Source organism: Pseudomonas sp. TH04 (genome assembly GCF_016651355.1).
Taxonomy (GTDB): Bacteria; Pseudomonadota; Gammaproteobacteria; order Pseudomonadales; family Pseudomonadaceae; genus Aquipseudomonas; species Aquipseudomonas fluorescens.
The window spans coordinates 1,861,076-1,882,830 of sequence record NZ_JAEKEA010000001.1 but is presented as its reverse complement, the minus strand read 5'-3'; the positions used below and the strand labels follow the sequence as shown (position 1 = coordinate 1,882,830).

Here is a 21,755-nt window from a genome sequence, read left to right as displayed (position 1 = left end):
GGCATACCCTTGGAGCCTTATTGAAATTGCCTTAAGGACCCGTCATGAGCCGCATCTTTGCAGACAACGCGCACTCCATCGGTAACACGCCCCTGGTTCAGATCAACCGCATCGCACCGCGTGGCGTGACCATCCTGGCCAAGATCGAAGGGCGTAACCCGGGTTATTCGGTGAAGTGCCGCATTGGCGCAAACATGATCTGGGACGCCGAAAGCACCGGCAAACTCAAACCCGGCATGACCATTGTAGAACCGACCTCCGGCAACACCGGCATTGGCCTCGCGTTCGTCGCCGCCGCCCGTGGCTACAAGCTGCTGCTGACCATGCCGTCGTCCATGAGCATTGAGCGCCGCAAAGTGCTCAAGGCCCTGGGCGCCGAGCTGGTGCTGACCGAACCGGCCAAGGGTATGAAGGGCGCAATCGAAAAGGCTGCCGAGATCCTCGCCAGCGACCCGGCGAGCTACTTTATGCCGGCCCAGTTCGAAAACCCGGCCAACCCGGCGATCCACGAGAAAACCACCGGCCCGGAGATCTGGAACGACACTGATGGCGCCGTGGACGTACTGGTAGCGGGGGTGGGCACCGGCGGCACCATTACCGGTGTGTCGCGCTATATCAAGAACATTGCCGGCAAGCCGATTCTGTCGGTGGCCGTTGAACCCTTCGCCTCGCCCGTGATTACCCAGGCGCTGGCCGGTGAAGAGATCAAACCCAGCCCGCATAAAATCCAGGGCATTGGCGCCGGTTTCGTGCCGAAAAACCTCGATCTGTCGATGGTTGACCGTGTGGAGCTGGTGACCGACGACGAATCCAAGGCCATGGCCCGGCGCTTGATGCAGGAAGAGGGGATTCTGTGCGGAATCTCCTGCGGCGCCGCCATGGCGGTGGCGGTACGTCTGGCCGAGAAACCGGAAATGCAGGGCAAGACCATCGTGGTGGTGCTACCGGACTCGGGTGAGCGCTACCTGTCGAGCATGTTGTTCAGCGATTTGTTTACCGAGCAGGACAACCAGGCCTGATCGGTTATCGGTGGCGGGCGGGGCCGACGTCTTCGCGGGCAAGCCCGCTCCCACATTTGATCTTCGCTGCTTTGAGCATCGTGTTCGCTTAACGGAACTGCATTAGGGCAAGCCCGCTCACCATAAGGGTTCGACTCGCCACAAGGTTTTGATTTATGTCAGCCGGTCGGCCCAGGCCTTCTGCATAATGGCCCAACTGTTTATCATGGCCGGCTGCTACGTCTGGTTTCCCGTTGACGGGAGGTTGCTGGCCAGGCGCTTATTTCCAGGAGTTGCTGCATGACCTTTTCTTTGGCCGCCAAACTGTCGGTGCTGCTGTTGTTTATCGGCAGCACGCTGTATGTGCACCTGCGCGGCAAGGCCCGTTTGCCGATGTTGCGCCAGTTCGTCAACCATTCGGCGCTGTTCGCCCCGTATAACGCTTTGATGTATCTGTTCTCGGCTGTGCCGTCCAAGCCGTACCTGGACCGCAGCAAGTTCCCCGAGCTGGATGTGCTCAAGGACAACTGGGAAGTGATTCGCGAAGAGGCGATGCACCTGTTCGACGAGGGGTACATCCGCGCCGCCGAAAAGAACAACGACGCCGGTTTCGGTTCGTTTTTCAAGAAGGGCTGGAAGCGCTTCTACCTCAAGTGGTACGACAAACCGCTGCCATCGGCCGAGGCCCTGTGCCCGAAGACCGTGGCGCTGGTCAGCAGCATCCCCAACGTCAAGGGCGCAATGTTTGCGCTGCTGCCGGGTGGCAGCCACCTCAACCCGCACCGCGACCCGTTTGCCGGTTCGCTGCGTTATCACCTGGGCTTGTCCACGCCCAACTCCGACGACTGCCGCATCTTCGTCGATGGCCAGGTCTACGCCTGGCGCGATGGTGAAGACGTGATGTTCGATGAAACCTACGTGCACTGGGTGAAGAACGAGACGGAAAAGACCCGCGTGATTCTGTTCTGCGACATCGAACGCCCGCTGAGCAACCGGGTGATGACGCGCATCAACCGCTGGGTCAGCAAGCAATTGGGCCGCGCCACGGCGCCGCAAAACCTCGACGATGAGCGTGTGGGCGGGATCAACCAGGCCTATGCCTGGAGCAAGGCCTTCAGCGACAAGTTCAGCGGTGTGGTCAAGCAGTGGAAGCGCAAGCATCCAAAGGCCTACCGCATTGCGCGGCCGGTGCTGGCGGTCGTCGTGCTGGTGCTGTTGTGGAAGTGGCTGTTCGGCTAATTTGAAACGCGGTTAAAAATGTGGGAGCGGGCTTGCTCGCGAATGCGCAGTGTCAGTCGATAGATTAATTGACTGATCCACCGCGTTCGCGAGCAAGCCCGCTCCCACATTGGGTTTTGCAGTGTTGCTTACGACGCGATCAGCTGGCGTCAAACAGTGGAAGCGCAAGCATCCGAAGGCCTACCGCATTGCGCGGCCGGTGCTGGCGGTGGTTGTGCTGGTGCTGTTGTGGAAGTGGCTGTTCGGCTAATTTGAAACGCGGTTAAAAATGTGGGAGCGGGCTTGCTCGCGAAAGCGGTGGGTCGGTCAAGAATGTATCGACTGACACTGCGCATTCGCGAGCAAGCCCGCTCCCACATTGGGTTTTGCAGTGTTGCTTACGACGCGATCAGCTGGCGTCAAACAGTGGAAGCGCAAGCATCCAAAGGCCTACCGCATTGCACGGCCGGTGCTGGCGGTGGTTGTGCTGGTGCTGTTGTGGAAGTGGTTGTTCGGCTAATTTGAAACGCGGTTAAAAATGTGGGAGCGGGCTTGCTCGCGAAAGCGGTGGGTCAGTCAAGAATGTATCGACTGACACTCCGCATTCGCGAGCAAGCCCGCTCCCACCTTTGGTTTTGCAGTGTTGCTTACGACGCGATCAGCTGGCGTCACGCAGTGGAAGCGCAAGCATTCAAAGGTGCGCGGCCGGTGCTGGCGGTCGTCGTGCTGGTGCTGTTGTGGAAGTGGTTGTTCGGCTAATTTGAAACGCGGTTAAAAATGTGGGAGCGGGCTTGCTCGCGAAAGCGGTGGGTCAGTCAAGAATGTATCGGCTGACACTGCGCATTCGCGAGCAAGCCCGCTCCCACTTTTGGTTTTGCAGTGTTGCTTACGACGCGATCAACTGCCGAAGTACATAGTGCAGAATCCCGCCCGCCTTGAAGTACTCGACTTCATTGAGGGTATCAATCCGGCACAGCACCTCGACCTTCTCGCTGCTGCCATCCTCGCGCGTAATCACCAGCGTCAGGTTCATCCGTGGCTCGATCTCGGCATCGGTCAGCCCGAGAATGTCGATCTTTTCCTTGCCGGTCAGTTTGAGTGCCTTGCGGTTCTGATCCAGCTTGAACTGCAATGGCAGTACGCCCATGCCGACCAGGTTGGAGCGGTGAATCCGCTCGAAGCTCTCGGCGATTACCGCCTTCACCCCCAGCAGGTTGGTGCCCTTGGCCGCCCAGTCGCGGCTTGAACCGGTGCCGTATTCCTGACCGGCAATCACCACCAGCGGCGTGCCCGACGCCTGGTATTTCATGGCAGCGTCGTAAATGGGCATTTTCTCGCCAGTCGGGATGTACAGGGTGTTGCCGCCTTCCTCACCGCCCAGCATCTCGTTGCGGATGCGGATATTGGCAAACGTGCCGCGCATCATCACTTCATGGTTGCCCCGGCGTGAGCCGTAGGAGTTGAAGTCACGCGGCTCGACACCTTGCTCGCGCAGGTAGCGCCCGGCGGGGCTGTCGGTCTTGATGTTGCCGGCAGGGGAGATGTGGTCGGTGGTCACCGAGTCGCCCAGCAGCGCCAGCACATTCGCGCCTTTAACGTCTTTGATCACCGGCAATGGCCCGGCAATGTCATCGAAGAACGGCGGGTGCTGAATGTAGGTGGAGTCCTTTTGCCACACGTAAGTCGCGGCCTGCGGCACTTCAATGGCTTGCCACTGCTCATCACCGGCAAATACTTCGGCGTATTCCTTGTGGAACATGCCGGTGCTGACCTGGGCGACGGCGTCGGCGATTTCCTGGCTGCTTGGCCAGATGTCTTTCAGGTACACCGGCTGGCCGTCCTTGCCTTCGCCCAGCGGCTCGCTGCTGATATCGATACGCACGGTGCCGGCCAATGCGTAGGCGACCACCAGCGGCGGCGAGGCCAGCCAGTTGGTTTTCACCAGCGGGTGCACGCGGCCTTCAAAGTTACGGTTGCCGGACAGCACCGAGGCGACCGCGAGGTCGGCTTTCTGGATGGCTTTTTCGATCGGCTCGGGCAACGGGCCGGAGTTGCCGATGCACGTGGTGCAGCCGTAGCCGACCAGATCAAAGCCAAGCTTGTCGAGGTAGTGGGTAAGGCCCGCCGCCTTGTAGTAGTCGGTGACCACTTTGGAGCCGGGCGCCAGGGAGGTTTTCACCCACGGTTTGCTGGTGAGGCCTTTCTCCACGGCCTTTTTTGCCACCAGGCCGGCGGCCATCATCACACTGGGGTTGGAGGTGTTGGTGCACGAGGTAATCGCTGCAATCACCACCGCGCCGTTTTTCAGGCGATAGGTGTGGCCCTCGTATTCGTAGTCGGTTTCGCCGACCAGGTCGGCATTGCCCACGGCGACACCACCACCGCCTTCACTTTCCAGGCGGCCTTCTTCTTTGGTGGTGGGTTTGAATTGCAGATCGAGGAAGTCACTGAAGGCTTGTGCCACATGCGGCAGCGAAACACGGTCCTGCGGGCGTTTCGGCCCGGCGAGGCTCGCTTCGACACTGCCCATGTCCAACGCCAGGGTATCGGTGAACACCGGCTCCTGGCCGGCATTGCGCCACAGGCCCTGAGCCTTGGTGTAGGCCTCGACCAGCTTCACGGTTTCTGCCGGGCGGCCTGACAGGCGCAGGTAGTCCAGGGTCACGTCATCCACCGGGAAAAAGCCGCAGGTGGCGCCGTATTCCGGGGCCATGTTGGCGATGGTCGCACGGTCGGCCAGGGGCAAATCGGCCAAGCCATCACCATAGAATTCGACGAATTTACCCACCACGCCTTTTTTACGCAGCATCTGCGTGACGGTCAGCACCAGGTCGGTCGCCGTGATGCCTTCTTTGAGTTTGCCGGTGAGCTTGAAGCCGATTACTTCCGGGATCAGCATCGACACCGGTTGGCCGAGCATCGCCGCTTCCGCTTCGATCCCGCCCACGCCCCAGCCCAGTACGCCGAGCCCGTTGATCATGGTGGTGTGGGAGTCGGTGCCGACGAGGGTGTCGGGGAAGGCGTAGGTACGGCCGTCTTCGTCTTTGGTCCACACGGTGCGGCCGAGGTATTCAAGGTTGACCTGGTGGCAGATGCCGGTGCCCGGTGGCACCACGCTGAAGTTGTCGAAGGCGCTTTGGCCCCAGCGCAGGAAGGCGTAGCGTTCGCCGTTGCGCTGCATTTCGATGTCGACGTTCTGCTCAAACGCGCTATCGCTGCCGAACTTGTCGACCATCACCGAGTGGTCGATCACCAGGTCCACGGGGGACAGCGGGTTGATACGCTGCGGGTCGCCGCCGGCCTTGGCCACGGCGGCGCGCATGGCGGCCAGGTCGACCACGGCGGGCACGCCGGTAAAGTCCTGCATCAGCACGCGGGCGGGGCGGTATTGGATTTCGCGGTCGGACTGGCGCTCTTTGAGCCAGGCAGCGATGGCCTTGAGGTCGGCGCCGGTGACGGTCTTGTTGTCTTCCCAGCGCAGCAGGTTTTCCAGCAGCACTTTGAGCGACATCGGCAGCGTGTCCAGGTCACCCAGGCTCTTGGCCGCCTCGGGCAGACTGAAGTAGTGGTAGGTCTTGCTGTCTATTTCCAGTGTTTTAAGGGTTCTCAGGCTATCAACGGATGACATTACATGACTCCTTATGGTCCGCACGGCTACGGACCTGACGGGACGAACAGAGCTTTCAACTTAGCCCTGTTTTCATTAGCAGGCTAATAACTGGACTCTATCGTTAAGTCCAAGGTTCCGAACTCGGCTATCATGCGCGCGTTTTCATGACAGGTATTGCGATAGAGCAATGCCGGTTGAGTCACCAGGAGAGTTGATGAACACCCTTTTTATGCACTGCCGCCCGGGTTTTGAAGGCGAAGTCTGTTCCGAGATCGCGGAACACGCCGCGCGCCTGAACGTTTCCGGCTATGCCAAGACCAAGACCGGCAGCGCCTGCGCCGAATTTGTCTGCACCGAAGAAGACGGCGCCCAGCGCCTGATGCACGGCCAGCGCTTTGCCGAGCTGATCTTCCCGAGGCAGTGGGCGCGCGGGGTATTCATCGACCTGCCGGAAACCGACCGCATCAGCGTGATCCTCGCCCACCTGCAAGGCTTCCCGGTGTGCGGCAGCCTGTGGCTGGAGATGGTCGACACCAACGACGGCAAGGAACTCTCCAACTTCTGCAAGAAATTCGAAGTGCACTTGCGCAAAGCCTTGTTGAACGCCGGCAAGCTGGTGGATGACCCGAGCAAGCCGCGCCTGCTGCTGACCTTCAAAAGCGGCCGCGAAGTGTTCATGGGCCTGGCTGAGTCGAATAACTCGGCGATGTGGCCCATGGGCATCCCGCGCCTGAAATTCCCGCGTGAGGCGCCAAGCCGTTCGACCCTGAAACTGGAAGAAGCCTGGCACCACTTCATCCCCCGCGACCAGTGGGACGAGCGCCTGCACGGCGACATGACCGGTGTCGACCTCGGCGCCGCCCCTGGCGGTTGGACCTGGCAGTTGGTCAACCGCGGCATGCTGGTGACCGCCATCGACAACGGGCCGATGGCCGAAAGCCTGATGGACACTGGCCTGGTGCAGCATTTGATGGCTGACGGCTTTACCTTCGTGCCCAAGCAACCGGTAGACTGGATGGTCTGCGATATCGTCGAGAAACCGGCGCGTAACGCGGCCCTCCTGGAAACCTGGATCGGCGAGGGCTATTGCCGCGAGGCGGTGGTGAACCTGAAGTTGCCGATGAAGCAGCGTTACGCTGAAGTGAAACGCTTGCTGGAGCGTATTGAAGACGGTTTCAAGGCGCGGGGCATTCGCGTGGAAATCGGCTGCAAGCAGCTGTACCACGACCGTGAGGAAGTGACTTGCCACCTGCGTCGGCTGGTGGATGTGAAGAAGACCAAGTCGCGCTGACGTTGAGCCGCACGCCGCTCAAAATGTGGGAGCTGGCTTGCCTGCGATGGCGGTATAACAGTCGAAATTTATAGTGAATGTGCCCCTTATCGCGGGCAAGCCCGCTCCCACAGGAGAGTGGGTCTGTTTCAGGAGTGATGTATGAATCAGCCTCTCGATTTGCCCGTAGACGCCGTGCTCGATGCGACGGGCCTCAACTGCCCGGAACCGGTGATGATGCTGCACCAGCACATCCGTGACCTGCCGCCTGGCGGCCTGCTCAAGGTGATCGCGACCGACCCGTCGACCCGCCGCGATATTCCCAAGTTCTGTGTGTTCCTGGACCACGAACTGGTGGATCAGCAGGAACACGCCGGTACGTACCTGTACTGGATTCGCAAGAAGTCCGCTTAAACCCGGCGAATCCGCCGGCGCGCGCTGCGTGCCAGGCGGATCACCAGCATCGCCGCGGCGCAGCTCAAGCCCACGATCAGCCCTTGCCACAGGCCGCTCGGCCCACTCGCTGCGCCCAGCCAATCGGTCAGCCCCAGGGCATAACCCACCGGCAACCCCACGCCCCAGTAAGCAAACAAGGTCAGCACCATGGTCACCCGTGTGTCCTGGTAGCCGCGCAGCGCGCCGGCAGCGGTGACCTGGATCGCGTCGGAGAACTGGAACAGCGCCGCAAACACGATCAGCATCGACGCCACGTGGATCACCCGCGGGTCAGGCGTGTAAATCGTGGCAATCTGTTCGCGAAACAGCAGCATCAGGCTGCAGGACAGGCACGCGTAGGTCAGTGCCGTGCCCATGCCGACCCCGGCGGCAAAGCGTGCTTCGCGCGGCTCGCCACGGCCCAATGCCTGGCCGACCCGCACCGTGACCGCCATGCTCAGCGAATAGGGGATCATGAACACCAGCGAGCTGAAGTTCAGCGCGATCTGGTGCCCGGCCACCACGTTGGCGCCCAGGCTGCCGATCAGCAGGGCGATCACCGCAAAGATGCTCGATTCGGCAAACACCGCGATCCCGATCGGCAGGCCGATGCCCAGCACGCGCTTGATCACGGCCCATTGCGGCCAGTCGAAACGCTTGAACAACTCGCTGCTCTGGTACGCCGGTGCCCAGCGGGTCCAGGCGGCGAGGCCGAGCATCATCACCCACATCACAATCGCCGTGGCCCAGCCACAGCCCACGCCGCCCATGGCCGGCACACCGAAGTGGCCATAAATGAACACGTAGTTCAGTGGAATGTTCAACGCCAGCCCGCACAGGCCCATGACCATGCTCGGGCGCGTACGGCCCAGGCCATCACTGAAGCAACGCAACACGTAATACAGGGCGATGGCGGGCATGCCCGATGCGATGCCGTGCAGGTAGGCCATGCACGGTTTGATCAGCTCGGGGTCGACATTCATCGCATGTAGGATCGGCTCGGCGCTGATCAGCATCAGCAGGGCAGTGATGCCCACCACCACGGCCAGCCACAGGGATTGGCGCACCAGCGGGCCAATCTCGGTGTGGTGACCGGCGCCGAAGCGCTGAGCGACTTTGGGCGTGGTGGCCAGCAGCGTGCCGGTCATCAGCAGGTACACCGGAATCCAGATCGAGTTGCCCAAGGCCACGGCCGCCAGGTCTCGCGGGCTCACGCGCCCGGCCATCACCGCATCGACGAAGCCCATGGCAGTGGTGGCGAGTTGGCCGATCATGATCGGCAGGGCCAGGGTCAGCAGGCTGCGCACCTCGCGACTGACGCGGGCGGGGCGGGAGAGGGGGCGGTGGCGGTGTTCACGTGCGGGTGTCCAGTAAAAGAGTTGCAAAGGACGGCGAAGTCTACGCGCTGACGCAGTGGTCAGGAAAAAACCTGTGTTAGCGATTTGTAATGCGATCTTCCGGCTGGCACCGAACCCTTGTGGGCGCTGGCTTGCCTGCGATGGCCTCATCTCGGTGTTGAGCGACAGAATGAGTCGCCTGCATTGCAGGCAAGCCAGCTCCCACATAAGCACTGCCCACCTGGCATCTGCGCTGGAACGCAGGTCGCATCCCTGTACACTGCTGGTCCGCGAAAGGAGCCTGCCATGCTGATTGTTGCCGACGAAAATATCCCGCTGCTCGATGCCTTTTTTGAAGGGTTTGGCGAAATTCGCCGAGTGCCCGGCCGTTCCATCGACCGTGCCACGGTCGAGCAGGCCGATGTGCTGCTGGTGCGCTCGGTGACCAACGTCAATCGCGCCTTGCTGGAAGGCACGCAAGTGCGCTTTGTCGGCACCTGCACCATTGGCACCGATCACCTGGACCTGGATTACTTCAAGCAGGCCGGTATCGCCTGGTCCAGCGCCCCTGGCTGCAATGCGCGCGGCGTGGTGGACTATGTGCTGGGTAGCTTGCAGACCCTGGCCGAGATCGAAGGCGCCGACCTTAACCAGCGCACCTACGGTGTGGTGGGTGCCGGTGAAGTGGGCGCTCGCCTGGTGACGGTACTCAAGGGCCTGGGCTGGAACGTATTGGTGTGTGACCCGCCGCGCCAGATTGCCGAAGACGGTGATTACGTCAGCCTGCAGCAGATTATCGAGCAGTGCGATGTGATCAGCCTGCACACGCCGCTGACCAAGTCCGGTAACGGCTCCACCTGGCACCTGCTTGATCGCGAACGGCTCAACCGCCTCAAGCCCGGCACCTGGCTGATCAACGCCAGCCGTGGCCCGGTGGTGGACAACGCCGCCCTGCGCGAGGTGTTGCTGCAACGCGAAGACCTGCAAGCCGTGCTGGATGTGTGGGAAGGCGAGCCGCAAGTGGACGTCGACCTGGCCGACCTGTGCGTGCTGGCTACTCCCCATATCGCCGGCTACAGTCTCGACGGCAAACAGCGTGGTACCGCGCAGATTTACCAGGCCCTTTGCGCCCACCTGGGCCACGAACCGAGCATTCAGTTAAGTGATCTGCTGCCGCAACCTTGGCTGGCCGAGGTCCACCTGAATGCATCGACCGAGCCGGCCTGGGCGTTGGCGACCTTGTGTCGCAGCGTGTACGACCCCCGCCGGGATGATGCGGATTTCCGGCGCAGCCTTGTCGGCACCGTGGAAGAGCAACGCAAGGCGTTCGACCTGCTGCGCAAGCACTACCCGGAGCGGCGTGAGATTGATGGCTTGAAAGTCCGCATCAACGGCGAATCGGCGCAGTTGTCGAACATCGTGTCGGCGCTGGGTGCGGTAGCGCTTTAAGCACCCATAAAAAACCCGGCCATCAAGGCCGGGTCTGCAAGAGCGTGGGCGCTTCAGCCTTGCTTGGCAGGCTTGACCAGTCGCTGTTCCAGCTCGCGGCAGGCTTGCTGGATCATCTCTTCGGTAATCTGCACTTCGCGGCCTTGGGCGTCGATGACGGAGCAAGGCAGATGCTGCGGTTGGCGGATCACTTCAATCTTGGCATCGCTGCTGTTTTGCAAGGTCATGGCCTGTCTCCTCATCAGGTTGTGTACCTACTGTAATTCCCCCGCGTGACCGTGCTATTACAACTCCTTACAAAGCCAGCGGTTCGAACACCCAGTCCACCAGAAACCGATACAAATTTCCAGCCAGGCATTAGACCGAAAGCCTCTAGGGATCAGTGTCGGCGGGCATAATTAACCTGACTCATTGTTATTCCCCCAAGTTCCCCCAATGTTGGGATGTAGTTATCCAACTCCCTCACGCAGGTGATGCCCGCCATGTTCTCCGTCCGTCAACGCCGTGCCATTCGACTGGCCAGCCGCTTTATTGCGCCGTACCGCTGGCAGGCACTGGGTGCTTTGTTGGCACTCATCGTCACTGCGGGCATCACCTTGTCCATGGGGCAGGGCATTCGCCTGCTGGTGGACCAGGGGTTCATGACCCAGTCGCCGCACCTGCTCAACCGGTCCATCGGCCTGTTCATGATTCTGGTGCTGGGCCTGGCGGTGGGTACATTTGCACGGTTTTATTGGGTCTCGTGGATCGGCGAGCGGGTGGTGGCGGACATCCGTCGGCAAGTCTTCAACCACCTGATCTACCTGCACCCAGGCTTTTACGAAAACAACCGCAGCTCGGAAATCCAGTCGCGGCTGACCACTGACACTACCTTGTTGCAATCGGTGATCGGCTCGTCGCTGTCGCTGTTCCTGCGCAACGCCTTGATGGTCATCGGCGGTATCGTCCTGCTGTTTGTCACCAACCCCAAGCTCACCAGTATCGTGGTCATTGCGCTGCCGCTGGTGCTGGCGCCGATCCTGATCTTCGGTCGGCGCGTGCGCAGCCTGTCGCGGCTGAGCCAGGACCGGATTGCCGATGTCGGCAGCTACGTGTCCGAGACCCTTGGCCAGATCAAGACCGTGCAAGCCTACAATCACCAGGTCCAGGACGAACAACGCTTCGCCGTCACCGTGGAAGAAGCGTTTGCCACCGCGCGCAAGCGCATTGCGCAGCGTGCCTGGCTGATTACCCTGGTGATCATGCTGGTGCTGGGCGCCGTGGGCGTGATGCTGTGGGTGGGCGGGATGGACGTGATCGGCGGGCGGATTTCCGGCGGTGAGCTGGCGGCGTTCGTGTTTTACAGCTTGATCGTCGGCAGCGCTGTCGGCACGTTGAGCGAAGTGCTCGGCGAACTGCAGCGCGCGGCGGGGGCTGCCGAGCGCATTGGCGAGTTATTGCAATCGAATAATGAAATCCACGCGCCCACCGATGGCACTGTGCGGTTGCCGGCGCGGGTCAGCGGCCGTATGGAACTGCAAGACCTGCGCTTTTCCTACCCTTCGCGGCCGGACAGCTACGCCATCGACGGCTTGAGCCTGACCATCAACCCCGGCGAAACCCTGGCCCTCGTCGGCCCGTCCGGCGCGGGTAAGTCGACGATATTCGACCTGCTGCTGCGTTTCTACGACCCCCAGCACGGCCGCATCCTGCTCGAAGGCCACGCGCTGACGGAACTCGACCCCATGGACCTGCGCCGGCACTTCGCACTGGTGTCCCAGAGCCCGGCGCTGTTTTTCGGCAGCGTCGAAGAAAACATCCGCTATGGCAATCCGTCCGCCACGACCGCCGAGGTCGAGGCCGCCGCGCGCATCGCCCATGCCCATGACTTCATCCTGCAAATGCCCAATGGCTACCAGACCCACCTCGGCGACGGCGGCATGGGCCTCTCCGGCGGCCAACGTCAACGCCTGGCCATCGCCCGCGCGTTGCTGGTGGACGCGCCGATCCTGTTGCTGGACGAAGCCACCAGTGCCCTCGATGCGCAGAGTGAACACCTGATCCAGCAGGCGCTGCCGCAGTTGATGCAGGGCCGCACCACCCTGGTCATCGCGCACCGTTTGGCCACGGTAAAGAACGCGGATCGGATCGCGGTGATGGACCAGGGCAAGTTGGTGGCGGTCGGCACGCATCAGCAGTTGATTGCGAGCAATCCGCTGTATGCGCGGTTGGCGGCATTGCAGTTCAGTGATGGGGTGGAGGAGAGCGCTGCACACTGAATAGCGCCCGCCATAAAAAATGCCCGCATTGCTCAATGCGGGCATTTTTATTTCTGCTTCAAACCTTATTGGTCATCAAAGTAGCGCTCATGCCAATCCACCAACGGCTGCGGCGAGTTGAGCTTCTGCCCGTAGATCACCGAATAAGACAGCACGTTCTGCACATACTGGCGGGTTTCGTCGAACGGGATGCTCTCCACCCACACGTCGAAACTCAGGTGATCAGCGCCACGCAGCCATTGGCGCACGCGACCGGGCCCGGCGTTGTAGGCGGCGGAGGCGAGTACACGGTTGCCGTTGAACTGGCTGTGCACCTGGCTCAGGTAGGCGGCGCCGAGCTGGATGTTTTTGTCCGGGTCCAGCACCTGTGCCGGGGAAGCGAGCGGGATGCTGAATTTGCGTGCGGTTTCCTTGGCGGTGCCGGGCATCAGTTGCATCAGGCCACTGGCGCCAACGCCGGAGCGGGCGTCATCCATGAAGGCGCTTTCCTGACGAGTAATGGCAAATACCCAGCTCGAGTGCAGCCCACGCACCTTGGCTTCGCGCACCAGGGTGTCGCGGTGGGCCATTGGGAAGCGGATATCCAGGTCGTCCCAATATTGCGCCTGGCTGATGGTGCGAATCGCCGGGAAGTACCACTTCATGTCGTAGGCCAGCTTGGCCTGGGCGACCATTTCATCGCGGTTGAAGTGGCGGCTGACGTGGTACCACTCGCGGCGGCCATCGACGATTTGGCCGCGGGCGTAGAACTCCAGTGCACGGCGCACGCCTGGGGTGTTGCGGACCTTGTTGACCAGCGCCTGGCTCATCACCAAGGGTTTGTTCTTTAACTGATACGGCGCCTTGGACCGATCAGCGGCGAGGAACCCGTAGAAATCACGCTCCTGCGAGAGGTTCTTGTACAGCACCAGCGGCTGTGGGTTTTTCGGCTCGGCCAGCTCAAGACTGCGCGCCTGCCAGTAACGCCAGCGGTTAGTGGTGGCCAGGTCTTGTGGGAGTTTGCGGGTGAGCTGGTAGGCATCTTCCCAGCGGGCCAGGCGCAACAGCAGGCGCAGGCGCCATTCGGACACGGTGTTGTCACGCAGCTCCGGGTCGTATTTGGTCATCACGTCCAGGGCGCGCGGGTCGTAGCGACGGGCCAGGGTCAGGCCGATTTCGCGGGCGATCGACACTTTTTCGTCACGGGAGAAGTGCATGCTGCTGGCGTAACCGTCGAGCAGGGCCATGGCCTTGTCCGGGTCCTGGCGTGCCAGACGGCGCAGGCCCAGGCCCACGGCGTCAGACATGGCCTCGTTGGCCGGCAGGAAACGGGACGGGTCACCGAGCATGTCGGGCTTTTGCGCCACGTCCACCATCAGGCGGCCTTGGGCACCGAGGGTCGGCAGGGTTTTCACCAGGCTGTTGGCCAGCGCGTAGTTGCGGGCCTCAGCGGCGAGTTTGGCGCGGTCCCAGATTTTCTGTTCGGTGAGCTGACCATCGGCGGCCCACTGGCCAAAGGTGGCGTCACAGGCGGCCGGCTGCGATTTGCCGGTCAGCCAGAGTTTTTCGGTGGTCTTGTAGCCTTCGGCTTTCAGATTATGGGTGAGCTGGTACTGGCCATGCAGGCAGTCCAGTTCGACGAAATTAAGCTTGGCGTCGTAGTACTTTTCAAACGTCTGCCAGTCGCCACGCTCGGCCAGCCAGCGCAACCAGCGCAGCTTCATCCAGTTGGCCTGGGGCAGGTCGCCGTTTTTGGCGAGGAATTGTTCGATTTCCTCGTTGCTCGCGGTTTTCAGGCGGGCGGTCAGCTCGTCATACGCCAGGTACGGCGTGAGCGGGTAGTCGGCCAGGGCCTGGCTGTATTGCATGTACGGGCCGCTGTCGCCTTTGGCGAGGGCGCGTTTGGCTTCATCGTAATATTGACGTTGGGTGGTGAGGTCCACGGCCTGGGCAGATTGAACGGCGGTGGCGGAAAGAAGCAGACAAGATAAAAAGTTGAAAAGGCGACTGCGCATGAGACGTCCGTGCAGAGAAATCACGACTAGCACCGGCACCGCCGACACTGATTGCCCCTAGCTTAGCCTTTTGCCAGCGGCCGGCGAAAGCTTTGCCGGCCGGTTGGTTCAAGTAGATCAGAAATGTCCTGCAGAACGTGCCCATGGTGAAAATGCCGGCCGCATCCCACCCTCAAGTCAGGTAGAATGCGCGCCCAGTTTTTGGAGAAGCGTATGACCCTGCTCAAATTCAGCGATGTGTCCCTTGCTTTCGGCGCTATGCCGTTGTTGGACAAGGTGTCCTGGCAGATCGCCCGTGGTGAGCGGGTGTGCATCATCGGCCGCAACGGCACCGGCAAGTCCAGCATGATGAAGCTGGTAAAAGGCGACCAGAAGCCCGATGACGGCTCTGTTTGGCGCGCCCCGGGCCTCAAGATCGGCGAATTGCCGCAAGAATTGCCGGTGGCCGACGGACGGACAGTGTTCGACGTGGTTGCCGAAGGCCTCGACGGTGTCGGTGAGTTGCTCGCGCAATACCATCACCTGGCGCAGAACTGCGTCACCGAAGAAGACCTGGACAAGCTGATGCACGTCCAGCAAGACCTCGAAGCCCGTGACGGCTGGCGCTTGCAGCAACTCGTCGACAGCACCTTGAGCCGCCTGCAACTGCCGGCCGACAAGACCCTCGCCGAATTGTCCGGCGGCTGGCGTCGTCGCGTGCTGCTGGCCCAGGCATTGGTGTCCGAGCCGGACCTGCTGCTGCTCGACGAACCGACCAACCACCTGGACATCGGCGCAATCGCCTGGCTGGAAGAAGCCATCAAGGACTTCCAGGGCGCCGTGCTGTTTATCACGCACGACCGTGCCTTCCTGCAGAGTCTGGCAACGCGCATCCTTGAACTGGACCGTGGCGGCCTGATCGACTGGAACGGCGACTACGCCAGTTTCCTGGTGCACAAAGAGGCGGTGCTGTCCGCTGAGGAAACCGCCAACGCGCTGTTCGATAAAAAACTGGCCCAGGAAGAAGTCTGGATCCGCCAGGGCATCAAGGCCCGCCGGACCCGTAACGAAGGCCGCGTACGTGCCCTCAAAGCGCTGCGCAATGAGCGTAGCGAGCGTCGCGAACGCACGGGCAAGGCGAATATTCAGCTCGACACCGCCGACAAGTCGGGCAAGCAGGTCATGGTGCTGGAGAACGTGAGCTTCCATCACCCGGATGGCCCGTTCCTGATCAAGGACTTCTCCATGGTCCTGCAGCGCGGCGACCGTATCGGCCTGCTGGGCGCAAACGGTACCGGCAAGACCACTTTGCTCAAGCTGATGCTTAATGGCCTGCAACCGACCAGCGGCACGGTCGAGGAAGGCACCAAGATCGACGTGGCCTACTTCGACCAGTTGCGCCATCAGTTGGACCTGGAAAAAACCGTGATCGACAACGTTGCCGAAGGCCGCGACTTTATCGACATCGACGGCCAGAGCCGCCACGTGCTGAGCTACCTCGGCGACTTCCTGTTCAGCCCGCAGCGTGCGCGTACGCCAGTGAAAGCCTTGTCCGGTGGTGAGCGTGCACGCCTGCTGCTGGCCAAGCTGTTCAGCAAACCGGCCAACCTGCTGGTGCTCGACGAACCCACCAACGACCTCGACGTGGAAACCCTCGAACTGCTGGAGGAGGTCCTGCTGACCTTCAACGGTACCGTGCTGATGGTCAGCCACGACCGGGCATTCCTCGACAACGTGGTCACCAGTACCCTGGTCTTCGAAGGTGAAGGCAAGGTGCGTGAATACGTCGGTGGTTATCAGGACTGGCTGCGCCAGGGTGGCTCACCGCGCCTGCTGGGCGTTACCGAGAGCAAGTCCGGCAAAGCCGACCTGACCTCCGCAGTGGTGGCCCCGGTGGCCGCAGAGGCCCCGGCCCAGGAAGCTGCGCCGGCGGCCAAGAAGAAGCTCAGCTACAAGCTGCAACGCGAGCTGGAAGCCTTGCCGGGTGACATTGACGCCAAGGAACAGCAGATCGCTGCGGTAGAAGCGGAAATGGCCGACGCAGGTTTCTACCTGCGTCCGGCGGCGGAAACTGCCAAGGTGATTGCCTCCCTGGAGACGTTGAATCAGGAGCTGGAAGTGCTGGTTGAGCGTTGGGCCGAGCTGGATGCCTGAGTGATTCAAGCGCACTAAAAAAAGCCCGGCGCCCATTTGTATGAACGCCGGGCTTTTTATATGGAATTCGATTAGAAATGTGGGAGCGGGCTTGCTCGCGAAAGCGGTACATCAGTCGCCAGATGCGTCAACTGACAGACTGCTTTCGCGAGTAAGCCCGCTCCCACACTGGGTGAGCGTGGTTCTTAAGCGCTTTTTACCAGCTTCACGGCCAACACATCGCACGGCGCGCCGTGCAGCACATCATTGGCGGTAGAGCCCAGCAGCAACGCCAGGCCGTGGCGGCCATGGCTGCCGACCACGATCAGGTCGCAGTTCTGCTCTTTGGCCAAGTGGTGGATTTCCTGGCGCGGCTGGCCGTAGGTGAGATGGGAGTTTTCCTTGGTCACTTCCGGGTACTTCAGGATCAAGCGATCCAGGCGCTCTTTGGCCTGGTCAAACTGCTGTTGCTGCAACTGGGAAAGGTCCATGGGTACGTCGCCACCAAAGGCCATGGCCATGGGCTCGACGATATGCACGAGTGACAGCTTGGCACCGTTGGCGATTGCTGAAGCCTGCGCGCGCTTGATAACCGGGTCGCACTCTTCGGTCAGATCGACAGCGACCAGGATATGTTTGTAGGAATGTTCGTTGGGCATGGCGCGTTCCTCCAGGAGACTGCAATAAGTTCAGTATGGCTGGTTTCAAGCGGATGGGGTTGCGTCAGCTCAAACCCGCTCATCTAGAAATTCGGGAGTACACATATGACGGTCTGGATAGTGGTGTCAATCCTTCTGGTGGTTCTGAGCCCTCTGGCATGGCTGCGCCCGTCGCGCCATCAGAGCGGGCGCATGGCCCTGCGGATGGAGGCGCGCCGCATTGGTCTGGCCATGCAGTTGGCACCTCAGGAATGGCCGTATTGGCTCAAGCAGGAGCCGCCGAGCCCTTGCGCGCAGTACTGCCGGCCACGGCGCGGGAGTGCGCCGGCGATCTGGAGTTATTGGCAGATGGAGCCAGGGGTCTGGGTCAATCAGTGGCGCGAGGTGTGTGTCGATGAAAAGTTGTTGCCACATTTTGCGACGCTGCCGGCCAACGTCTATAAGGTCGAAGCCGACAAGCAAATGATCGCCTTGTATTGGGGCGAGAAGGGCGAGGCGAGTGTGTTGAAGGACATTGATACGCTGCTCAAGGCCTTGGCGTAACGTTGCGCGGGCTCAGCTCGCTGTTACAAAACAGCAGGCAATAAAAAGCCCGACATCATCATCGGGCTGGAGTTGGCCAGGCAGGCCGGTAAATCTGTGTTTCCTGCGTCGGATGGTCATCCAGACGCGTTACGGTTGTCGCAAGCCTAGCGGCATATCCGGTTCTGTACAGCCTTTTCCCACATCTTTTACATTATTGATCTCATGAATAGTTAAGTATTGGCTAGGCGTGGGCTCCGGGGTGGGGTTCTGAAATGACTGGAAAGTCGCGCTTTTCCTAGCCTTTCGAGCGATTGACAATTGCTCGGAATTGGATGAAGGTGGCGTACCCAAATCAAACGGGCGTATGAATTGAGCGTTTGTCTGTCAGACGGCTCATACATAACCCCGACTATCGCATTGGCGGGTGTGCCTGGCGGATGGGCGTGAGCATTGACGTCATCATCAATGTCCAACCATAGGCCAGCGTCCAATGTGTACTGTTCAGCTTCCATATCGTGGAGATCAGTTGATGATTTACGAAGGTAAAGCCATCACGGTTAAGGCTCTTGAAAGTGGCATCGTCGAATTGAAGTTCGACCTCAAGGGTGAGTCCGTCAACAAGTTCAACCGTCTAACCCTGAATGAATTGCGTCAGGCCGTAGACACCATCAAAGCAGATGCTTCGGTCAAGGGCGTGATCGTCTCCAGCGGCAAGGACGTGTTTATCGTCGGCGCTGACATCACCGAATTCGTCGACAACTTCAAGCTGCCCGATGCCGAGCTGGTGGCTGGCAACCTCGAAGCCAACAAGATTTTCAGCGATTTTGAAGACCTCAACGTGCCGACCGTTGCCGCGATCAATGGCATCGCGTTGGGCGGCGGCCTGGAAATGTGCCTGGCCGCAGACTTCCGCGTCATGTCGGCTACCGCCAAAATCGGCTTGCCTGAAGTCAAACTGGGTATTTACCCAGGTTTTGGCGGCACCGTACGCCTGCCGCGCCTGATCGGTGCCGACAACGCCATCGAGTGGATTGCCGCCGGCAAGGAAAACCGTGCTGAAGACGCGCTGAAAGTCGGCGCCGTCGATGCCGTGGTTGCTCCGGACAAACTGGCCGAAGCCGCACTGAACCTGATCAAAGGCGCCATCAGCGGCGAATTTGACTACAAGGCCAAGCGTCAGCCGAAACTAGAAAAACTCAAGCTCAACGCCATCGAACAAATGATGTCGTTCGAAACCGCTAAAGGTTTCGTGGCTGGCCAGGCTGGCCCGAACTACCCGGCGCCGGTTGAAGCGATCAAGACCATCCAGAAAGCTGCGAACTTCGGTCGCGACAAAGCCCTGGAAGTGGAAGCGGCAGGCTTCGTCAAACTGGCGAAAACCTCGGCTGCCCAGAGCCTGATCGGTCTGTTCCTGAACGATCAGGAGCTGAAGAAAAAGGCCAAGGCCTACGACGAAATCGCCAAAGACGTGAAACAGGCTGCCGTACTCGGCGCCGGTATCATGGGCGGCGGTATCGCCTATCAGTCGGCGTCCAAAGGCACGCCGATCCTGATGAAAGACATCAACGAACACGGTATCGAGCAGGGCCTGGCGGAAGCCGCCAAGCTGCTGGTGGGCCGCGTTGACAAGGGCCGTATGACGGCTGCGAAAATGGCCGAAGTGCTTAACGGCATTCGTCCTACGCTGTCCTATGGTGATTTCGGTCACGTCGACCTGGTGGTCGAAGCCGTTGTCGAGAACCCTAAGGTCAAGCAGGCTGTATTGGCCGAAGTGGAAGCCCAGGTTAAAGACGACACCATCCTGGCTTCGAACACCTCGACAATTTCCATCAGCTTGCTGGCCAAGGCCCTCAAGCGTCCGGAAAACTTCGTCGGCATGCACTTCTTCAACCCGGTGCACATGATGCCGCTGGTGGAAGTGATCCGTGGCGAGAAGTCCAGCGAGCTGGCGGTTGCTACGACCGTTGCCTACGCCAAGAAAATGGGCAAGAACCCGATCGTGGTCAACGACTGCCCGGGCTTCCTGGTCAACCGCGTACTGTTCCCGTACTTCGGCGGTTTCGCCAAGCTGGTCAGCGCCGGTGTGGATTTCGTGCGCATCGACAAGGTCATGGAAAAATTCGGCTGGCCAATGGGCCCGGCGTACCTGATGGACGTGGTCGGCATCGACACCGGCCACCACGGTCGCGACGTAATGGCTGAAGGCTTCCCGGACCGCATGAAAGACGACCGCCGTTCGGCGATCGACGCGCTCTACGAGGCCAAGCGCCTGGGCCAGAAGAATGGCAAAGGTTTCTACGCCTACGAGGCCGACAAGAAGGGCAAGCAGAAGAAAGTGGCCGACCCGTCGGTTCACGAAGTGCTCGCGCCGGTTATCTACGAGCAGCGTGAGGTGTCCGACGAGGACATCATCAACTGGATGATGATCGCCCTGTGCCTGGAAACCGTGCGTTGCCTGGAAGACGGCATCGTTGAAACCGCCGCCGAAGCCGATATGGGCCTGGTGTACGGTATTGGTTTCCCTCCATTCCGTGGTGGTGCGCTGCGTTACATCGACTCGATCGGTGTGGCCGAGTTCGTTGCCCTGGCTGACAAATACGCTGATTTGGGCCCGCTGTACCACCCGACCGCGAAGCTGCGTGAAATGGCCAAAAATGGCCAGAGCTTCTTCGGTTAAGCGCCCAGACGACTAGAGCGAGAATATTTATGAGCTTGAATCCAAGAGACGTGGTGATTGTCGACTTCGGTCGCACGCCAATGGGCCGCTCCAAGGGCGGCATGCACCGCAACACCCGCGCCGAAGACATGTCGGCGCACCTGATCAGCAAGTTGCTGGAACGCAACGTCAAGGTCGACCCGAACGAAGTCGAAGACGTGATCTGGGGCTGCGTCAACCAGACCCTGGAACAGGGCTGGAACATCGCGCGCATGGCTTCCTTGATGACGCAGATCCCGCACACAGCGGCCGGTCAGACCGTGAGCCGCCTGTGCGGTTCGTCGATGAGCGCGCTGCACACCGCTGCGCAAGCGATCATGACCGGTAACGGTGATGTCTTCGTCGTCGGCGGCGTGGAGCACATGGGCCACGTCAGCATGATGCACGGCGTCGACCCTAACCCGCACATGTCGCTGTACGCGGCAAAAGCGTCGGGCATGATGGGCCTCACCGCAGAAATGCTCGGCAAAATGCACGGCATTACCCGCGAAGCCCAGGACGCGTTCGCCCTGCGTTCCCACCAACTCGCCCAAAAGGCGACCGTGGAAGGCAAGTTCAAGGATGAAATCATCCCGATGAACGGCTACGACGAAAATGGCTTCCTGAAACTGTTCGACTACGACGAAACCATTCGTCCGGACACCACCCTGGAAAGCCTGGCGGCCCTCAAGCCGGCCTTCAATCCAAAGGGCGGCACCGTGACAGCCGGTAGTTCGTCGCAAATCACCGACGGTGCTTCGTGCATGATCGTGATGTCGGCGCAGCGTGCCCAGGACCTGGGTATCCAGCCGATGGCCGTGATTCGTTCGATGGCCGTGGCGGGTGTGGATCCGGCAATCATGGGCTATGGTCCAGTACCGGCCACACAAAAAGCCTTGAAGCGCGCGGGCCTGACCATCTCCGATATCGACTTCTTCGAGCTCAACGAAGCTTTCGCCGCACAGGCCCTGCCAGTGCTGAAAGATTTGAAAGTACTCGACAAGATGAACGAGAAGGTTAACCTGCACGGCGGTGCAATCGCCCTGGGCCACCCATTCGGTTGCTCCGGTGCGCGTATCTCCGGCACTTTGCTTAACGTGATGAAGCAAAATGGCGGCAACCTTGGGGTTGCAACCATGTGCATTGGTCTCGGCCAAGGCATTTCCACCGTCTTCGAACGCCTCTAAGCGTTGGG

Annotated in this window: 15 protein-coding genes and 3 pseudogenes; 13 read left to right on the top strand and 5 right to left on the bottom strand. The window is 60.6% G+C overall.

Features of this window, described 5'->3' with window-relative positions:
- The first annotated feature begins 44 nt into the window (after positions 1-44).
- The 5 genes and pseudogenes from cysK to JFT85_RS28450 all read left to right on the top strand — a co-directional run bounded on the left by cysK (position 45) and on the right by JFT85_RS28450 (position 2,975).
- Positions 45-1,019: a cysteine synthase A gene (gene cysK / locus JFT85_RS08340; RefSeq protein ID WP_073637154.1), complete on the top strand. Its 975-nt coding sequence runs from the start codon at positions 45-47 to the stop codon at positions 1,017-1,019.
- A gap of 279 nt (positions 1,020-1,298) precedes the next feature.
- A complete protein-coding gene (locus JFT85_RS08335) occupies positions 1,299-2,237 on the top strand; it encodes an aspartyl/asparaginyl beta-hydroxylase domain-containing protein (RefSeq protein ID WP_053255024.1) in 939 nt (312 codons plus the stop codon).
- 139 nt (positions 2,238-2,376) lie between these two features.
- Positions 2,377-2,487: pseudogene (locus tag JFT85_RS08330) on the top strand (aspartyl beta-hydroxylase); the annotation flags it as partial.
- 138 nt (positions 2,488-2,625) lie between these two features.
- Positions 2,626-2,736: pseudogene (locus JFT85_RS08325) on the top strand (aspartyl beta-hydroxylase); the annotation flags it as partial.
- Positions 2,737-2,798: 62 nt separating this feature from the next.
- Entirely contained in the window at positions 2,799-2,975 is a 177-nt protein-coding gene (locus JFT85_RS28450; protein WP_242486525.1) for a hypothetical protein, read from the top strand.
- A gap of 127 nt (positions 2,976-3,102) precedes the next feature.
- Here JFT85_RS28450 and acnA read toward each other — a convergent pair whose 3' ends face one another.
- Positions 3,103-5,844, bottom strand: a complete 2,742-nt coding sequence (gene acnA, locus JFT85_RS08315; RefSeq protein WP_169875782.1) for an aconitate hydratase AcnA — start codon at positions 5,842-5,844, stop codon at positions 3,103-3,105.
- Between the two features lie 196 nt (positions 5,845-6,040).
- On the opposite strand from acnA, the gene rlmM reads away from it, so the two are divergent.
- Entirely contained in the window at positions 6,041-7,117 is a 1,077-nt protein-coding gene (rlmM, locus tag JFT85_RS08310; RefSeq protein ID WP_053255026.1) for a 23S rRNA (cytidine(2498)-2'-O)-methyltransferase RlmM, read from the top strand.
- Between the two features lie 141 nt (positions 7,118-7,258).
- The gene (tusA, locus tag JFT85_RS08305; RefSeq protein WP_053255027.1) at positions 7,259-7,510 is read left to right on the top strand and encodes a sulfurtransferase TusA; all 252 of its coding nucleotides are present in this window, start codon (positions 7,259-7,261) and stop codon (positions 7,508-7,510) included.
- Here tusA and JFT85_RS08300 read toward each other — a convergent pair.
- Positions 7,507-8,888: pseudogene (locus JFT85_RS08300) on the bottom strand (MATE family efflux transporter). The gene tusA and the pseudogene JFT85_RS08300 overlap by 4 nt on opposite strands.
- Before the next feature lie 286 nt (positions 8,889-9,174).
- Here JFT85_RS08300 and pdxB point away from each other — a divergent pair.
- Positions 9,175-10,317 carry a 4-phosphoerythronate dehydrogenase PdxB gene (gene pdxB, locus JFT85_RS08295; RefSeq protein ID WP_069552660.1) on the top strand — a complete coding sequence of 381 codons (1,143 nt, stop codon included), beginning with the start codon at positions 9,175-9,177 and terminating at the stop codon, positions 10,315-10,317.
- A 53-nt stretch (positions 10,318-10,370) separates the two neighbouring features.
- On the opposite strand, the gene JFT85_RS08290 is transcribed toward pdxB, so the two are convergent.
- Positions 10,371-10,544 (bottom strand): PA1571 family protein, encoded by a 174-nt coding sequence (locus JFT85_RS08290; RefSeq protein ID WP_053255030.1) that lies wholly within the window; start codon positions 10,542-10,544, stop codon positions 10,371-10,373.
- Between the two features lie 246 nt (positions 10,545-10,790).
- On the opposite strand from JFT85_RS08290, the gene JFT85_RS08285 reads away from it, so the two are divergent.
- Positions 10,791-12,575 carry an ABC transporter transmembrane domain-containing protein gene (locus JFT85_RS08285; protein WP_162232017.1) on the top strand — a complete coding sequence of 595 codons (1,785 nt, stop codon included), beginning with the start codon at positions 10,791-10,793 and terminating at the stop codon, positions 12,573-12,575.
- Between the two features lie 65 nt (positions 12,576-12,640).
- On the opposite strand, the gene JFT85_RS08280 is transcribed toward JFT85_RS08285, so the two are convergent.
- On the bottom strand, positions 12,641-14,569 hold the full coding sequence (locus tag JFT85_RS08280) for a transglycosylase SLT domain-containing protein (RefSeq protein WP_053255032.1): 1,929 nt from the start codon (positions 14,567-14,569) through the stop codon (positions 12,641-12,643).
- Positions 14,570-14,782: 213 nt separating this feature from the next.
- Between JFT85_RS08280 and JFT85_RS08275 the strand changes: the two genes are divergently transcribed.
- Positions 14,783-16,702 carry an ATP-binding cassette domain-containing protein gene (locus tag JFT85_RS08275; RefSeq protein ID WP_053255033.1) on the top strand — a complete coding sequence of 640 codons (1,920 nt, stop codon included), beginning with the start codon at positions 14,783-14,785 and terminating at the stop codon, positions 16,700-16,702.
- A 185-nt stretch (positions 16,703-16,887) separates the two neighbouring features.
- Here JFT85_RS08275 and JFT85_RS08270 read toward each other — a convergent pair whose 3' ends face one another.
- Positions 16,888-17,340: a universal stress protein gene (locus JFT85_RS08270; RefSeq protein ID WP_053255034.1), complete on the bottom strand. Its 453-nt coding sequence runs from the start codon at positions 17,338-17,340 to the stop codon at positions 16,888-16,890.
- A 105-nt stretch (positions 17,341-17,445) separates the two neighbouring features.
- Here JFT85_RS08270 and JFT85_RS08265 point away from each other — a divergent pair, with 105 nt between their 5' ends.
- From JFT85_RS08265 to fadA, 3 genes are all read left to right on the top strand, one after another.
- Entirely contained in the window at positions 17,446-17,883 is a 438-nt protein-coding gene (locus JFT85_RS08265; protein ID WP_069552662.1) for a hypothetical protein, read from the top strand.
- A gap of 511 nt (positions 17,884-18,394) precedes the next feature.
- A complete protein-coding gene (gene fadB, locus JFT85_RS08260) occupies positions 18,395-20,542 on the top strand; it encodes a fatty acid oxidation complex subunit alpha FadB (protein ID WP_053255036.1) in 2,148 nt (715 codons plus the stop codon).
- 29 nt (positions 20,543-20,571) lie between these two features.
- Positions 20,572-21,747, top strand: coding sequence for an acetyl-CoA C-acyltransferase FadA (fadA, locus tag JFT85_RS08255; protein WP_053255037.1), 1,176 nt, complete (start codon positions 20,572-20,574; stop codon positions 21,745-21,747).
- Positions 21,748-21,755: the final 8 nt, after the last annotated feature.

Coding starts and splice junctions, on each gene's coding strand:
- cysK (WP_073637154.1), top strand. CDS start 45: ATGAGCCGCATCTTTGCAGACAACGCGCACTCCATCGGTAACACGCCC.
- JFT85_RS08335 (WP_053255024.1), top strand. CDS start 1,299: ATGACCTTTTCTTTGGCCGCCAAACTGTCGGTGCTGCTGTTGTTTATC.
- JFT85_RS28450 (WP_242486525.1), top strand. CDS start 2,799: ATGTATCGACTGACACTCCGCATTCGCGAGCAAGCCCGCTCCCACCTT.
- acnA (WP_169875782.1), bottom strand. CDS start 5,844: ATGTCATCCGTTGATAGCCTGAGAACCCTTAAAACACTGGAAATAGAC.
- rlmM (WP_053255026.1), top strand. CDS start 6,041: ATGAACACCCTTTTTATGCACTGCCGCCCGGGTTTTGAAGGCGAAGTC.
- tusA (WP_053255027.1), top strand. CDS start 7,259: ATGAATCAGCCTCTCGATTTGCCCGTAGACGCCGTGCTCGATGCGACG.
- pdxB (WP_069552660.1), top strand. CDS start 9,175: ATGCTGATTGTTGCCGACGAAAATATCCCGCTGCTCGATGCCTTTTTT.
- JFT85_RS08290 (WP_053255030.1), bottom strand. CDS start 10,544: ATGACCTTGCAAAACAGCAGCGATGCCAAGATTGAAGTGATCCGCCAA.
- JFT85_RS08285 (WP_162232017.1), top strand. CDS start 10,791: ATGCCCGCCATGTTCTCCGTCCGTCAACGCCGTGCCATTCGACTGGCC.
- JFT85_RS08280 (WP_053255032.1), bottom strand. CDS start 14,569: ATGCGCAGTCGCCTTTTCAACTTTTTATCTTGTCTGCTTCTTTCCGCC.
- JFT85_RS08275 (WP_053255033.1), top strand. CDS start 14,783: ATGACCCTGCTCAAATTCAGCGATGTGTCCCTTGCTTTCGGCGCTATG.
- JFT85_RS08270 (WP_053255034.1), bottom strand. CDS start 17,340: ATGCCCAACGAACATTCCTACAAACATATCCTGGTCGCTGTCGATCTG.
- JFT85_RS08265 (WP_069552662.1), top strand. CDS start 17,446: ATGACGGTCTGGATAGTGGTGTCAATCCTTCTGGTGGTTCTGAGCCCT.
- fadB (WP_053255036.1), top strand. CDS start 18,395: ATGATTTACGAAGGTAAAGCCATCACGGTTAAGGCTCTTGAAAGTGGC.
- fadA (WP_053255037.1), top strand. CDS start 20,572: ATGAGCTTGAATCCAAGAGACGTGGTGATTGTCGACTTCGGTCGCACG.